Raw genomic sequence first — 14,917 nt, forward strand, 5'->3', positions numbered from 1 at the left:
TGAGAATATTCGTAAAGAATTTCTGACATAATCAGAATCGGCACCTTTGCCCACAATCTCCACAAAACAAGAAAAGACAGAGAATTGATGCTACCTCTGGCCCTGGTTGTCGATGACGAACCGGATATCTGCAAACTAATCACACTCACTCTGCAGCGCATGGATGTGAACTGTCACACCGCCGCCAGCTTAGCGGAGGCAACACGCCTGCTTAAAGAGAACCACTACGATTTTTGCCTGACCGACCTGCGTCTACCAGATGGCGATGGTCTACAGCTAGTCGAGCATATCCAGAGTGGTGTTCTTCGAGACTTGCCCACCGCAGTGATTACCGCGCACGGCAATATGGATACTGCCATTAAGGCGCTAAAGCTCGGCGCATTTGACTTTGTCAGTAAACCGGTCGATTTAGAGCGGCTGCGCAACCTTGCTCAGCTGGCCCTACGCCTGAATAGAGAGCGAGATCCACAACAGAGCAAGAGCGCGAAACAGCTGCTTTTAGGCGAAGCCCCCAATATGCGCAAGCTGCGCGAACAGATAGCCAAAGTAGCGCGCAGTGATGCCCCGGTTTATATCAGTGGCGAATCGGGCTCAGGCAAAGAACTGGCTGCCAGGGCCATTCATTCCCAGGGAGCCCGTGCCGACAAACCTTTCGTCCCCATTAACTGTGGAGCCATTCCCGCTGAACTTATGGAGAGCGAGTTTTTTGGGCATAAAAAAGGCAGTTTTACCGGCGCACATAAAGACAAAGCAGGTCTACTACAGAGCGCTCAGGGCGGTACTCTATTTCTCGACGAAGTTGCCGACCTACCTCTGGATATGCAGGTCAAGCTTTTGCGTACGATACAGGAAAAACGCATTCGGGCTATAGGCGCAAGCCAGGAAACCCCTATCGATGTACGTATCCTCAGCGCTACTCACAAGGACCTGGCCAAAGAGGTCAGCGAAGGGCGCTTTCGCAGTGACCTCTATTACCGCATCAATGTAATCGAAATATCCACACCCCCTCTACGCGAGCGCAGTGAAGATATACCCTTATTGGTCGATGCCATTATGCAGCGTATTGCCCAGAATTCAGAGATAATGCTCCCAAGTATCTCTACCGATGCCATGCAAGCCCTACAGGCTTTCCCCTTCCCCGGTAATGTTCGCCAACTCGAAAATATCCTCGAACGCGCCTTTACCCTATGCGATCATCAGGAAATATGCCTTGATGACCTGCTACTGGAGAGGGATGAGCAAACGCGTGATCGAGAAGCTTCCTCTACCAGCACTAAAGGTGAAGCCTTAAATAGAAACCAATCGGAAGAAAAAAATCGCTTTGATCCCAGCCAGTACAACTCCCTAGATGAATTCCTGCAGGATATTGAAAAAGAAGCGATTGAAAGCGCACTCACCAAGACTCGCTGGAACCGTACCGCCGCAGCTCAAAAACTGGGTATCAGCTTTCGCTCACTGCGATACCGGTTGAAGAAGTTGGGGTTGGAGACTTAAAAATAAAAGAGAGCCGAATTATAACTATCCGGCTCTTCTCAATTTTTTCAATTATACACTACCAGCAATTTCCGGCTGCTTTACTAGAGTTGTCTTTTGCACTTTTCCCACCGGCCTGGTTCAAGGTGAAATTCGCACAATCACTATCCCCACCCTGAACTGACCCGGAAACAGTAGCAGCTGTCAATGTAAAGGTAGTTGTAGTCAATGCCCCGGATATCGAATAATAGCCATTCTCCGAATTTAAAGTCTTACCACCCGTTATTTCCCCTTTCACTGCACAGTTATCATTATTATAAGAACTATAAGCGGTAAAGCAGCGCTGTAAACGCTGCGCCACATCATTGAGGGTTGCTTTTGCTTCCGCACGATTACTCTTGCGTACGGACTCCATATAAGAGGGATAGGCAATAGCAGAAATGATACCTATTACAGCTACAACAATCATTAGCTCTATTAAAGTGAAGCCACGATTTTTTTTTAGGTTTACTATCGTCATTGTAGACACTCTAAAATTTTCTCCAGGACAAGCGCGCAGAAGGGGTAGAAATGCCGCCAGTATGATTTCCGTATTCTCCAGAAGTCTCTGAATAGGGAATATAAACTTTGCGCCCCGCAGTAATATAGCCTGAATACCCTGTACTCGCGCTTGTTTGTTTTGTATTAGGATTATCTAAAATACCATAGTTTATAAAACGGGCATCACCAACACCCACTAACTCCATAGTCCAACCAGTAGCACCATAATCACAGGGATCACTAGAGGTAATCAAAGTCGGGAAGATCAGTCTATCTCGCACAAGTAGTGGCTTACTGATAATACGTTCTCCAGTACTACCTTTATCCTCGCCATCTCCGTTAGCAATAGCACCAAAATCCAGGAACCAACCCTTTTTATTTCCCAGGTCATCCCCCCACCACTCATCCTTATCTTTTGAGATTGTACGAGAATTTCCTGACTCAACGATCTTTTTCTCCATCAACAAACCGGTTCGTTTATCTATAGGATTACCATCTGTGTCCTCAACAGCCTTGAACTCAAGCCTTTCCCCAATATCCTCGAAACCATAGAAACTATTGATCACCGTACCGGCAGCATTATCGCTACTCGCCATATATTGCCCTGTGCCGAAATACACCATAATTGAATCACTGGACCTTGGGTTAGCGCCCAGAGTAGGGGCTGCTGTAATAGGTTGTGGGTTTCCATTAACATCTGTGGCGGTAAATAGAGAAAGTCGTGCAGCATCATCACCATCACCGTCTCGAAATGATACGTCCCATTTGTCACTGTCACTGTCACTGAGATCAAACTTCCACAGATTCCCCAGAAGGTCACCAGCATACGCAGTGTTAACCAGCCCCTTCGCATCAATCAACAAAGATGGCTCAGCCAAACCATTGCCGGTACTATTAGAAGTTGGGATCACTTCTATGTCAGAGGGATTTGACAGATCAACTATTATCAGGCTCGCTTTATCCGTTGATGATTTATAACCATTTCCAAAGATGAGCTTCCAACCCGCTTTAGTAGGTACAATTAGAGGACGACCTAATATATTACCGATATTAGATCCAGCTACAGCGGAATCCAACTCGAAAAGCACCTCAGGGCTACTTGGGTTGGTTACATCTAACACAAATAAACCCTTGGCACCGGCACCATAGGTACCGACCAGGATATTCATCCACTTTGCATTACCGGCATTATTCTTTTTGAAATAAGCATCACCCACAAACAGGGGGCCATCTACAAAATACTGATGCGGATTACTCTCAGAACCATAGTCACTAGCTGCCAAATATTTTAATTTGTCATAGATACCTGTTGGAACATAGGCAAAAAGCTCAGCGCCATTACTGATATTAAAACCATGTAACATACCATCGTTCGCACCTACATAAAGCACCTCAGTACGGCTACTAGTTTTAGTATTACTTAAATAGTCTGCATAACTACTCCCCCCCAAGCTAGCCGGTAATAAGGAGTAATATTGATCACGGTTATCGGCAAGAACCGGTGTACTATTTACTATATCCCCGAGTAATTTAGACCTAATGCGCAAACCATCAATCGTCTGTCCTGCAACCCAATTTAAGCGCTGCTGAGCAACCGTCTCATCATCCCCTCCTTTGAGCGCCGCTTTTTGCGCATCATTCAAAGAGTCCCAGGCAAAATCAACCATACTGGTTCCAGTGGCGGAGTTCGGATTATAAGTCTTAATTTTTCTAGCACTGGTGGGTATTTTTCCGGCCTCAGAAGTATTCCAAGTAGCAATGCTCTTTAGAGTACCATCTTCATTCATTTTGATAGAACGAACTTCACCACTCCAATCATTGGAATCGAAGAGTGCCTGAAAAATCGCAGTATCGGTTCCCAATCGCGTGGAGTTGGCCGCGACTGCCGAGGCTGAGCCGGATCTACCACTAATATCGGTGAGTACAGCAGTAAGCTGGTTAGCAAAGCTAGTAGGATCCCCCGCGCTGTAAAAACCTCCGCGGCTATTGACCGATGCATGTAACAAGTCATCTAGCTTACTGGCATTACTAGAGTTAGAATTTGTCGGATTAGGCCAACTTTGAACTTCCTTTTTGAGAATCTTATCGAAGACACTATCTGTATCGCTGATTGTCCCTGTAACACCAAGAGCAACCCCAAAAGTGACCATATGCTGGTGCTTGGCCGTATCCAATGCTCCCTCTCTAACAGGCAGGTGATCGGCTAGAGTTGGGTGTAAATCCTCTTCATAGTACTTCATCGCGATATCTGCCAGAGTACCACTGTAGGAGTCTGCGAAGGGAGCGCCATTGTTACCATCATAATTATCAGCCGATACAGATGAATAATCATTTCCATAGCCATCAGTCATTAAGATGGTATAGGCCGCTCTACAAGCTATCTGGGGAGTACTGTCATTAGTATCGCCTGGATCTCCTGACCACGGACCTTGATTACCTGTACGTCGATAATACTTGCCTGCATTATCTAACGCAGTTAAGAGTGGGGTACCTGCCCTTGGTATATCTAAACCGTAGAGCGTATCAAAAAAGGTGGCGCGGTCATCGCCCGCAAAAGCTCGCACCCCTTTTCTTATCGTTGCTGTACTTTCACCATCGACTGTCCTACTCGAAGAATTAAGACTCCCAAAGCCAACTCTGAGCCCCTCTCCCTGTGCAGCAAAGGCCTTACCAATACCCGCACGAGACATCAAAATTCGTGAGCGATAATAGCTGTACCAGTTGGCGAAGTTTTTGGACTCTTCTTCAAAGGTACAATACCCCTCGGCTGCACAGTCAGTCCGAGCACTACTGCGGGGGTAAGTATTTCTACTCCTTGTAATCTGTATGCGAGAATAGCTATCAATATCGTTTATATCCCCACTGCCATCGTACTGAAAGTAAGTGGCAGGATAAAAATATTTCAAACTGTCTCGGTTGCCACCTTCGCAAAGCCCCCAAAAACCATTTTCATATCGTGTAGTGGAATTTTCACTGGCATCATTAGCAATCCAGCAAGCACTCTGATAATTTAACTCGGTTAAATTTCTCCAACCTTTTTCTCTATTTTGGGGATTATGATATGCCTTTGTAGGTTCAGCATCAGGCCATTGCTTACCATCTTTATCAACCCAAGGAACGTAGCGAATATTGGGATTGTAATAAGTTTTGTTATTATGAGAAGATCTAAAGTAAGCAGCCCAACGATTGTTTTTACTAAAAGATGGGATCAGCCTACCATAACCTCCATCCCAATAATCACAACTATTAGTTTTACCCTCAGCATAAGGGCAGCCTGGAAAGCTGCCATTCGAGTTTAAGTCACTGTTCGGGTACACATACATTACTGTTCTATAAGGCCAGTGATTACTTGCATTTGGGTCGAAAATATATGCAACCTCTGAAGGTGTAACTTCAAATTGCATGGACCCTGAATCATCCAGTATAAACATTATATTAGGGTCGGCAGAAGTCTGTAAAAAAAGCGGCTGCTGGGCGAGATCCATTGAAAACACCGAGTGTGTCATCCCTATGGTTAACATAGCTGAAATCAACACGGAGCTCTGTTTTATATATTTTTTAATATTCAACATAACACTTTATCCGAGCACAGAAATTAGAATGGCTGAAAATTTGACTGTAAGATTACTATTGCGGTATCCGTACCGCCCACCCCACGACTAGTTACTCGATAATACTGTTTTAGACCCCTACTAGGATTGAAATCTATTGCACCACCATCGGCACCGGAATTTCTAACTTGCTCTGTGATTCTTTCCACCAAATAAACCGGCTTACTCTTCACGCCCTTCAAAGTAATATCTGCGACAGTAGTTTGTGACCAATCATAAGTCAGCCAGTAGCCAGTATTCGAAGAACCATCTAACTCATCCTTATATCCTTTATTCGAACCATCAAATCGGGTAGTTACGGCTTTAGCTATTTCGACAGCCAAGTCTTCTTCTGCAATCCGCAGCCCTGCCTCGGCGGCCTGGAATGCCAACTGCCGATCGCGCATATTACCGGCCATTAGTTCCTGCATGCCGCTGCCACGAATAGCAGCGAGGCCTATAAAAGTCATTAACAATAAAATAACTAGGCCAACCAGAAGGGTAGCTCCCTGCTGGCGTATTAATTTTCTGGGGGCAACTACTTTATGTCGCATTGTTGAAAACTCCATTAGGGCATACGTCCACGTATCGCAATCGTACTGGTAAATACTTGACGCATCCTCCGATCTTTTGCGCTAACCAGACTTCCGTTAAACGTATATTTCTGGGGCTCATCTAAAACGTTGTCATCCGTAGAAACTACTAACAGCTCAACTTTGATCGCAGTAACTTTATTCCAGTCACTTGCTGGGATATCCTTTGCATCTACAAATTCATCGGGGGCGCGGTCATTATTGGTATCCCGGCCATATTTCAACTGCATATCCTCGACACCAGTCATTAATTCCTGTACATCGCCATTGACCTCACGAAATAGGCCTGGACGGCCACTAGCAGTATTATTGGCAATATAGTAAAAAGCGGTATTTACCCTCAGTAATTGAGAATCACCTCCAAAGGATTCACTCCCTTGTTCAACCTCCCACTCAGCTTTAATATTACCTGGCTTAAAGCCATCTATTGCCTCGTGATAAATTGCTATGTACTTCGCATTTTTACCCGCTGTTTCCTCATCCCCTTCCTGCTGTGTTGTTTCTTGCGGAGTAGTTTCCGAAAGGTCATCAGTTGGCAGTTTATTCGCGAACTCAAATTTTGTCGCTTGAAAGACAATTCCTTTTGAGCAACTAGCAACTACTACGATATCACCCTCACAGAACCCACTATATTTATCCTTATCATTAGGGCAGGCTTTTTCTTCGAAATCAGTATTTTCTATATAAATACGGTCAGCGGTATTTGTCCCCTGCAGTCCCATCGTATTGCTATTGGCGCTACGTAATATCAGTGCATCGGTACTACTCAGGCGGCCAGCTGGGTAGCTTTTATCAGTAATCCCCTCGTCAACACCTTCAATAGGGGACTCAAAACGATAAATCAGCGCTGTTGTATCTTTAAGGTGATTATCAAGCCTGGTCACAGAAAAGTCCGCGCAGCCCATATAACCCGCCATTCGCAGATCCTCAGCAATAAAATCCATTGCCAAACGCCCAGTTTCCTGAACCCGGGCAATAGCGCTTTGGCTATTAAAAGTCACCTTACTGGCCAGAAAAAGTTGCACCACACCCGCCATTAATACCAGGCCCACTGTGATCGAGACCATTAACTCGACCAGGGAAATACCCCTCTGCTTGAGTAAATTCATTGCTTAAATCCGTGTCATGTATTCAAAACTGGTCGTGCCATCAGAAGCAGTAGAGTCTTGCTCTCCCCAGTTAATAGTTGCCGTACAATTACCATCGCTATCACAGGTAATTCCTCCGGTTCCATTTGGTAGTTGGCGACCCAACAGTTGCCTCCACTCAATTAGGTCCCTTCCAGCCAAGCTCGAGCTGCTTGTTGGCGTGCTTGCCGTCACAGCCAATTTATAATCTGCAATTTTTTTACGGTTGGCCCTAACTCGATCTAAAATGTCATAGGCCAGAATATTAGCCTGAGAGCGCATATAGGCGCTGTGGTTGTACTGCAGAGCCTTATTTTGCAGTGCAGCTAGTCCGAGTAATGAGGTTGATAAGATCAACACCGTGACCATAACCTCAATAAGACCAACACCGCGCTGCTTATTTATTAATTGCATTGAGATATCCCTTAGCAACTGGATTTGGATACGTTAAGCATGCCGGAACCTGTAATTGCTAGTGTCCGTGCACTAGTGCCCGTGCAACCCGTTACTTTTGTGGTAACCGTAGTGTCATTAAAGCGCCCCAAAGTACCAAGGGTGGTGTAACGTAAGAAATTAGTATTAGCAGCACCCTGCTTAACGGTGATAACGGCATTGTCATCAGCCTCCCAGGTACGCAATATCTGCGATATTCCGAAATTTGTACTGTTATCTGTCGCTGCTGTATCCACAAATACCATCCAGCCCTGGGACCAGGTATCAGCTGCAGTACAGTTCGCCCCATCTGCGCTCGCGCAAATAGATACCCGTCCAGCGCGCTTAATTGCCTCCGAGCGAGCGTAGCTTAGGGCTCCTGTAAAATTCTCTGAAACAGCAACGGCACGATTGTTGTTAATCATGTCTGTAAAACTCGGTGCTGCGATACTTACCAGAACGGCCAGCACTACGAGAGTAACCATCAGCTCAATCAGGGTAAAACCTCGCTGCAGCAAACAGCGTTTGTGTTGGCTCTGCTTATACCGCATGTATTCCTACTTAATATGTAATTTGTACCAATAATTTTGAGTTTCCTCAGCCGCCACGCGCCTAGAAGAAGGATTCACCTAGAGTTATATTCGCGAAAATAGCACTGCCGCCATCACCATACCAATAGGGCTCGACAAGCGGCGATTTCAGCAGATTCAATGGTCGAGAAATTGAGACCTGTGTCTAAACAACCCTAGGAGAAGGGGCATGACTCAGCAGGGCTTTACACTACTCGAATTGATAATCACCTTGGCGCTATTATCGATACTTCTTTTAATCGGTCTGCCAAGCTTTACACAATTACTAGAAAACACCCGTCTGCAAACCTCTACCGAGGAGTTCTTTACTGCTGTACAGCTTACCCGAACAAACGCCATCATTCGCAACCAGCGGGTAACAATGCGAAACCTGGGAAGCTGGGAACAAGGCTGGGAAATTTTTGCCGATAGCGATAATAACGGAGAACGGGGAGACAAAGAGTTATTGATTCTTAGTAGTGCAGCCCTAGATAAAGTCCTTATTAAAACGAACAGTCCAGTTGAGGATTACATTTCCTTTATAAGTACCGGGGAGAGCCGTAAGGCAGGCTCTCCAGAAGGGGCTCTGCAGATGGGAACACTACATATATGTAGCCAGGAAAATAACCGAGGGAAGGCCTTTATTTTATCCAGCGGCGGACGAATGCGGATTGAAGAGGCGGACGAGAATGATTGTTCATAATCGGCATTCAACTTAAATATCTAGGATTTAGCGGAGCTCCTTGGGCAGAGAAAAACGGATATTTTCTTCACACCCATCCATCTCTTCAGGCACTGTGGCACCAAGCCGTTGCAATTTGCCAATCACCTCTTGCACCAGTACCTCTGGAGCCGAGGCACCGGCGGTGATGCCAATGGATTTTTTGCCTGTGAGCCAATCGGCATCAATATCAACAGCGCCGTCGATTAATTTGGCATCGGCACCACAGCGCTCGGCCAGTTCGCGCAGGCGGTTGGAGTTGGAGCTATTGGGGCTGCCCACAACCAACACCAGGTCGCTCTCCAGAGAAAGCTGGCGAACAGCGTCCTGGCGGTTTTGGGTAGCGTAGCAGATATCATCCTTGCGCGGGCCGCGGATGTTGGGAAAGCGCTGTCGCAAGGCATCGATTACCCGGGCAGTATCATCCATGGATAAGGTGGTCTGGGTAACATATGCGAGATTATTCTCGTTATTCACCTTTAGCTTGGCCACATCCTCCTCGTCTTCGACCAAGTAGATAGCACCACCAGCGGTGCCATCATACTGACCCATAGTGCCCTCTACTTCCGGGTGTCCGGCGTGGCCGATTAGTATGCACTCGGCGCCATCACTGCTGAATTTGCTGACTTCGATATGCACCTTGGTAACCAGTGGGCAGGTGGCATCGAATACACGCAGGTTGCGATCTTCTGCTTCCCTTTGCACAGCTTTGGATACACCGTGGGCACTGAAAATAACGATAACATCATCGGGCACTTCCGACAGCTCGTCCACAAACACGGCACCGCGCTCGCGCAGGCTTTCCACCACAAACTTATTATGTACCACCTCGTGACGTACATAGATGGGCGCACCAAAGACATCTAAGGCACGGTTAACAATATCAATCGCGCGGTCGACGCCGGCACAGAAGCCACGGGGATTAGCCAGTCGGATTTGCATTTTTACTTCAGCACTCTTTCGATAATCTATTCAACGGGTGAAAAATTGCCCTTATTGAATCGAATCCACTGCGATAATTTTTACGTGGAAGCTCAGTGTCTGCCCTGCCAGAGGGTGGTTGAAGTCAACGGTTACTTCATCCTCCTCAATCTCGCGAACTACACCGGGTAATTCACCACTTCCATTATCAAAGGAAACTACCAAGCCAGGCTCCAGCTCAATATCCGGAGCGAAGCTGTCGCGGCGCACCTTTTGCATATTGGCCGGATTACGCTGACCGAAGCCCAGCTCAGGGGGGATTTCGATTTCCGCCTCATCGCCAGCTTTGAGACCGAAGAGGGCTTTTTCAAAGCCTGGCAGCAGGCTGCCATCCCCCACACTAAAAGAAGCGGGATCACCTTTGAAAGTGGAATCCACTTCGGTACCGTCATCCAGCTTCAGGCTGAAATGCAGAGTTACGCGGCTGTGCTCGCCGATAACGCTATTACTCATGGTTCGTTAAACTTCCGCGTTATTTTTTGTCTTGTCGCCGTCTTTTTCTGCAAAGAAAAGCAACTCTATAACCAGCATGGCCGCGCCGATACTGATACCCATATCCGCCACATTAAACACTGGGAAATGCCAACTGCCGTAGTACACGGAAATAAAGTCCCGCACATATCCCAGCAGAATGCGATCCCACAGATTTCCGAGAGCACCACCCAAAATCAGGGCCAGGGCACAGGGTTCCCAGCGCTTTAGTGCAGGCAAACGCCACAACCAGATAATGACAACAATGCTAAACACCATTGCGATCACACCAAAAAACCAGCGCTGCCAACCACCCGCATCAGACAGGAAGCTGAAAGCTGCACCATAGTTTTCCGCATAGGTAAACTGCAGAAACCCCGGAATAATTTGCACCGCTGGGCCGTACATAAATTCGCCCACAGCCCAGACTTTGGTGGCAACATCCAGAACCACCACAGCCAGTGCCAGCCAATACCAGCGCCAGGGGTGGCCGAATAGCAGATTAGTCTTAGGCATAGTGCCTTACCTCGCCTTCACCAGCCACATTCTCTACACAGCGACCGCAAATATCCGGGTAATCACTGTTTTCACCCACATCTGCACGGTAGTGCCAGCAACGCTCACATTTGGGGTGATCCACTTTGCTCACACCAATTTTAAGACCTTCAAGCTCGGTGCTTTCAGCACCCGCCGCATCACTGAGAGGCTGCACTGAAGTGGAAGAGCAAATCAATACAAAACGCAGTTCATTCTCCAACTCGAGCAATTTCTCGCGCAGATCATCATTGGCATACAGAGTAACTGCCGCCTGCAGAGACCCACCAATTGCTCCAGCAGCGCGCTGCTCCTCCAATACCTTGTTTACCGCCGTTTTCACTTCGGCCATTACAGCCCAATAGGCCGCACCTTTATCAGCTTCGGCTGACAGTTTGGGCAGCGGATACCACTCTTCGATAAACACGCTATCGGCATTATTACCAGGAATAAACTGCCACAACTCTTCCGCAGTGAAGCTGAGGATTGGGGCAATCCAGCGCACAAATGCCTGCACAATATGGTAGAGCGCGCTCTGCGCAGAGCGACGCGCGACACTATCTTCCTTGGTGGTGTACTGGCGGTCCTTGATGATATCCAGGTAGAAACCACCCATTTCAACCACGCAGAAGTTATGCAGCTTCTGGTAAATCTGGTGGAACTGGTAATTATCGTAGGCTGCCAGGATCTCATCCTGCAGGTGTGCAGCCTTATCCAGCGCCCAGCGATCCAGTGCCAGCAACTCTTCCTCCGGCAACAGGTCTTTTTGCGGATCGAAACCGGCTAGGTTAGATAAGAAGAAACGGGCGGTATTGCGCAGGCGACGATAAGAATCGGCAGTGCGTTTAAGAATTTCATCGGAGACAGCCATTTCACCGCTGAAATCAGTGGCCGATACCCACAAGCGCAGTACATCTGCACCCAACTTGTTAATTACATCCAGGGGAGCAACGGTATTGCCGATAGACTTCGACATCTTGCGCCCCTGCGCATCCACGGTGAAACCGTGGGTGAGTACCTGCTTATAAGGCGCGCAACCATTAATGGCGATAGAAGTCTTCAGAGAAGATTGGAACCAGCCGCGATGCTGGTCGGACCCTTCCAGATATAGATCGGCGGGGAAGCGCAGCCCTGCGCGGCGCTCCAACACCGCGTAATGGGTCACACCTGAGTCGAACCAGACATCGAGGGTGTCGGTAACCTTCTCGTAATGTTCCGCCTCATCACCAAGAAGATCCCGGGCATCCAGGTCAAACCAGACATCCATACCCTTTTCGTCAACCAGGGCCGCCACTTTATCCATCAAGGCAGGAGATTCCGGATGCAGCTCGTGGGTCTCTTTGTTCACGAACAAAGCAATAGGCACCCCCCAGGTGCGCTGGCGGGAAATACACCAGTCCGGGCTGCCATTGAGCATGGAGTCGATTCGGGCCTTACCCCAGCCGGGGATCCACAATACGTCATCGGCGGCTTTTTGCGCCTGATCCAGCAGGTCATTTTGCCGCATGCTGATAAACCACTGAGGAGTCGCACGGTAGATCAGCGGTGTCTTAGTGCGCCAGCAATGCGGGTAGCTGTGCTCCAGCTTGCCCTTGTGCAGCAGCACACCGCGCCCCTCAAGTAATGCAACAATCTTGTCGTCCACTTTGTAGACATGCTCGCCAGCAAATAGCGGCACACTGTCGCGATAAACACCGTTATTATCAATGTAATTGAGGGTCTCAATACCGTAACGTTTGCCTACCTGGAAATCGTCCGGACCGTGGTCTGGGGCTGTATGTACACAGCCGGTTCCAGCATCGGTAGTGACATGATCACCCAGGACAATGGGCAGCAACTTGTCGTAGAAGGGGTGATGCACTTTCAAGTGCTCCAGGGCCGCGCCGCGAATGCGACCCACAACTTCCCCTTCGAAGCCTGCGCGGGCCAGTACCGCATCCTTTAAGGCTTCTGCGATCAACAGGCGGCGCTTGCCTGCCTGCACCACCACATATTCCAGCTCACCGTTTACGGAGACCGCCTGGCTCGAGGGTAAGGTCCAGGGTGTTGTGGTCCAGATCACCACCGACAGTGGGCCTTCTCCAGCATGGCCACCAGAGGCATCGGCTATGGCCAGATCCGCCTCTTCACTCACCGGGTAGCAAACGTCAATGGAATAGGAGACTTTATCTTGATACTCCACTTCCGCTTCCGCCAACGCAGAACCACCCACCACACTCCAGTAGACCGGTTTGAAACCGCGTGCAAGATGGCCATTTTTCACCACACGGCCAAGGGCGCGAATAATATCGCCCTCAAACTGGAAATCCATAGTGCGGTAGGGGTTGTCCCATTCGCCAAACACTCCCAGGCGTACAAAATCTTTCTTCTGCCCATCCACCTGCTTGGCGGCATATTCACGGCACTTCTGACGGAAAGTCTTATGGTCCACCTTGCTGCCAGCTTTGCCAATTTTCTTCTCTACGCGGTGCTCAATCGGCAGGCCGTGGCAGTCCCAGCCAGGTACGTAGGGAGCATCGAAACCACTCAGGGTTTTCGACTTGATAATGATGTCTTTGAGAATCTTGTTAACTGAGTGACCAATATGAATATCGCCATTCGCATAGGGAGGACCGTCGTGCAGGATAAATTGCTCGCGCCCGGCACGCGCCTCGCGAATTTTTTCGTAGAGCTTGTTGTCCTGCCATTTTTTCAGAATTGCCGGCTCACGCTGCGGCAAATTGCCGCGCATGGGAAAATCGGTCTCAGGCAGATTCAGGGTCGCTTTATAATCAGTCATTGGGTGTCTACTTCAGCTCTAGTAGAAAAATAAATTAGGTCGTCTCAGTTTATTGGTGCGGTCTAGGATTTTGTTTAAACCACTGCCGGGCATTTTCAATATCCTCGGCGATACGAGCCTTGAGAATATCCAACGAGGCAAACTTCTCCTCGTTGCGCAACTTGTGGCAGAACTCCACTGCAAGCTCTCGCCCATAGAGATTGCCATTGAAATCAAACAGGTTCACCTCCAGCAGGGGGCGCGCGCCCTCGCCCTCTACAGTGGGACGAAATCCCACATTGGCCACGCCATCTATGTCTTGGCGCCCCGTAGCAAGCTCAGAACCATCTGTGGCAGTGGTGCGCACCGTATAAACGCCAACTAACGGGGAGCGGTAGCGCTGCAGGCGCACATTGGCCGTGGGCGCGCCCAGCTGACGACCGAGTGAACGCCCAGGCGCCACCCTGCCGGTAATCTTGTAGGGCCGCCCCAAGAGGGCCTCGGCCAGCTCAAAATCACCATTCTGCAGGGCTTCGCGAATACGGGTACTGCTCACCCTGGAGCCGCGTATTTCCATAGTCGCGGTATCTTCCACGGTAAAGCCATGCTGGGTGCCCATCGTTTGCAGGAAGCTATAGTCTCCACTACGGTCGCAGCCAAAACGAAAATCATCGCCCACCACCAGATGGCGAATGCCCAGGCCATCAAGCAGTATCCTCTGGATAAATGCCTCAGCACTGAGGCCGCGCAAGGTATCGTTAAACTGCAGGCACAAGACTCGCTCCACGCCCACATCGAACAGCGCCAGCACTTTTTCCTTAAAACGCATCAGCCTCGCGGGAGCCTGCTCGCCAGAGAAGAACTCGTGAGGCTGGGGTTCAAATATAATGGCTACCGAAGGAAGGCCCTGCTCAAGCGCACGCTGTTGCAACTGGGCAATGATCGCCTGATGACCAAGATGTACGCCGTCGAACGAGCCGATCGTCGCCACGCATCCTCGGTGGCGGGGGCGCAGGTTGTGCAACCCGCGAATTAGTTCGCGTTCCTGGGCCAAAACGATCTTCCCATCCTCATAAAATCGAGCCGCACAGTATAGCGGATTCCCACAGGGCGGCCAGTAGCGACTGG

At 48.9% G+C, this 14,917-nt stretch carries 13 protein-coding genes; 2 read left to right on the top strand and 11 right to left on the bottom strand.

The genetic code is table 11. The features are described from left to right. Positions 1–87: 87 nt before the first annotated feature. A complete protein-coding gene (locus ACJJIC_RS00115) occupies positions 88–1,494 on the top strand; it encodes a sigma-54-dependent transcriptional regulator (protein WP_444908671.1) in 1,407 nt (468 codons plus the stop codon). A 58-nt stretch (positions 1,495–1,552) separates the two neighbouring features. Here ACJJIC_RS00115 and ACJJIC_RS00120 read toward each other — a convergent pair whose 3' ends face one another. The 6 genes from ACJJIC_RS00120 to ACJJIC_RS00145 are packed head-to-tail and all read right to left on the bottom strand — an operon-like array spanning position 1,553 to position 8,306. After that, positions 1,553–1,993 (bottom strand): type IV pilin protein, encoded by a 441-nt coding sequence (locus ACJJIC_RS00120; protein WP_444908670.1) that lies wholly within the window; start codon positions 1,991–1,993, stop codon positions 1,553–1,555. Positions 1,994–2,003: 10 nt separating this feature from the next. Beyond that, positions 2,004–5,585, bottom strand: a complete 3,582-nt coding sequence (locus tag ACJJIC_RS00125) for a pilus assembly protein (RefSeq protein WP_444908669.1) — start codon at positions 5,583–5,585, stop codon at positions 2,004–2,006. A gap of 23 nt (positions 5,586–5,608) precedes the next feature. Continuing rightward, on the bottom strand, positions 5,609–6,157 hold the full coding sequence (locus ACJJIC_RS00130; protein ID WP_444908668.1) for a pilus assembly PilX family protein: 549 nt from the start codon (positions 6,155–6,157) through the stop codon (positions 5,609–5,611). Between the two features lie 14 nt (positions 6,158–6,171). Next, positions 6,172–7,305: a PilW family protein gene (locus ACJJIC_RS00135; RefSeq protein WP_444908667.1), complete on the bottom strand. Its 1,134-nt coding sequence runs from the start codon at positions 7,303–7,305 to the stop codon at positions 6,172–6,174. Positions 7,306–7,308: 3 nt separating this feature from the next. After that, positions 7,309–7,737, bottom strand: a complete 429-nt coding sequence (gene pilV / locus ACJJIC_RS00140; protein WP_444908666.1) for a type IV pilus modification protein PilV — start codon at positions 7,735–7,737, stop codon at positions 7,309–7,311. Positions 7,738–7,748: 11 nt separating this feature from the next. Then, positions 7,749–8,306, bottom strand: coding sequence for a GspH/FimT family pseudopilin (locus tag ACJJIC_RS00145; RefSeq protein ID WP_444908665.1), 558 nt, complete (start codon positions 8,304–8,306; stop codon positions 7,749–7,751). Between the two features lie 208 nt (positions 8,307–8,514). Between ACJJIC_RS00145 and ACJJIC_RS00150 the strand changes: the two genes are divergently transcribed. Then, positions 8,515–9,027: a GspH/FimT family pseudopilin gene (locus ACJJIC_RS00150; protein WP_444908664.1), complete on the top strand. Its 513-nt coding sequence runs from the start codon at positions 8,515–8,517 to the stop codon at positions 9,025–9,027. A gap of 27 nt (positions 9,028–9,054) precedes the next feature. On the opposite strand, the gene ispH is transcribed toward ACJJIC_RS00150, so the two are convergent. The 5 genes from ispH to ribF are packed head-to-tail and all read right to left on the bottom strand — an operon-like array spanning position 9,055 to position 14,843. Further along, the gene (gene ispH / locus ACJJIC_RS00155) at positions 9,055–9,987 is read right to left on the bottom strand and encodes a 4-hydroxy-3-methylbut-2-enyl diphosphate reductase (protein WP_445357793.1); all 933 of its coding nucleotides are present in this window, start codon (positions 9,985–9,987) and stop codon (positions 9,055–9,057) included. Between the two features lie 51 nt (positions 9,988–10,038). Beyond that, complete coding sequence (locus ACJJIC_RS00160; protein ID WP_252084449.1) at positions 10,039–10,479, bottom strand: FKBP-type peptidyl-prolyl cis-trans isomerase; 441 nt, start codon at positions 10,477–10,479, stop codon at positions 10,039–10,041. A gap of 6 nt (positions 10,480–10,485) precedes the next feature. After that, positions 10,486–11,013: a signal peptidase II gene (gene lspA, locus ACJJIC_RS00165; RefSeq protein WP_444891400.1), complete on the bottom strand. Its 528-nt coding sequence runs from the start codon at positions 11,011–11,013 to the stop codon at positions 10,486–10,488. Then, the gene (ileS, locus tag ACJJIC_RS00170) at positions 11,006–13,810 is read right to left on the bottom strand and encodes an isoleucine--tRNA ligase (RefSeq protein ID WP_444908662.1); all 2,805 of its coding nucleotides are present in this window, start codon (positions 13,808–13,810) and stop codon (positions 11,006–11,008) included. The genes lspA and ileS overlap by 8 nt, the downstream gene beginning before the upstream one ends. A 49-nt stretch (positions 13,811–13,859) precedes the next feature. Further along, positions 13,860–14,843: a bifunctional riboflavin kinase/FAD synthetase gene (gene ribF, locus ACJJIC_RS00175; protein WP_444908661.1), complete on the bottom strand. Its 984-nt coding sequence runs from the start codon at positions 14,841–14,843 to the stop codon at positions 13,860–13,862. Positions 14,844–14,917: the final 74 nt, after the last annotated feature.

It is taken from the genome of Microbulbifer mixtoriginis (SeqCode) (assembly GCF_052468275.1).

Coding starts and splice junctions, on each gene's coding strand:
- ACJJIC_RS00130 (WP_444908668.1), bottom strand. CDS start 6,157: ATGCGACATAAAGTAGTTGCCCCCAGAAAATTAATACGCCAGCAGGGA.
- ACJJIC_RS00160 (WP_252084449.1), bottom strand. CDS start 10,479: ATGAGTAATAGCGTTATCGGCGAGCACAGCCGCGTAACTCTGCATTTC.
- ACJJIC_RS00125 (WP_444908669.1), bottom strand. CDS start 5,585: ATGTTGAATATTAAAAAATATATAAAACAGAGCTCCGTGTTGATTTCA.
- ACJJIC_RS00150 (WP_444908664.1), top strand. CDS start 8,515: ATGACTCAGCAGGGCTTTACACTACTCGAATTGATAATCACCTTGGCG.
- ACJJIC_RS00120 (WP_444908670.1), bottom strand. CDS start 1,993: ATGACGATAGTAAACCTAAAAAAAAATCGTGGCTTCACTTTAATAGAG.
- ACJJIC_RS00115 (WP_444908671.1), top strand. CDS start 88: ATGCTACCTCTGGCCCTGGTTGTCGATGACGAACCGGATATCTGCAAA.
- pilV (WP_444908666.1), bottom strand. CDS start 7,737: ATGCAATTAATAAATAAGCAGCGCGGTGTTGGTCTTATTGAGGTTATG.
- lspA (WP_444891400.1), bottom strand. CDS start 11,013: ATGCCTAAGACTAATCTGCTATTCGGCCACCCCTGGCGCTGGTATTGG.
- ileS (WP_444908662.1), bottom strand. CDS start 13,810: ATGACTGATTATAAAGCGACCCTGAATCTGCCTGAGACCGATTTTCCC.
- ACJJIC_RS00145 (WP_444908665.1), bottom strand. CDS start 8,306: ATGCGGTATAAGCAGAGCCAACACAAACGCTGTTTGCTGCAGCGAGGT.
- ACJJIC_RS00135 (WP_444908667.1), bottom strand. CDS start 7,305: ATGAATTTACTCAAGCAGAGGGGTATTTCCCTGGTCGAGTTAATGGTC.
- ispH (WP_445357793.1), bottom strand. CDS start 9,987: ATGCAAATCCGACTGGCTAATCCCCGTGGCTTCTGTGCCGGCGTCGAC.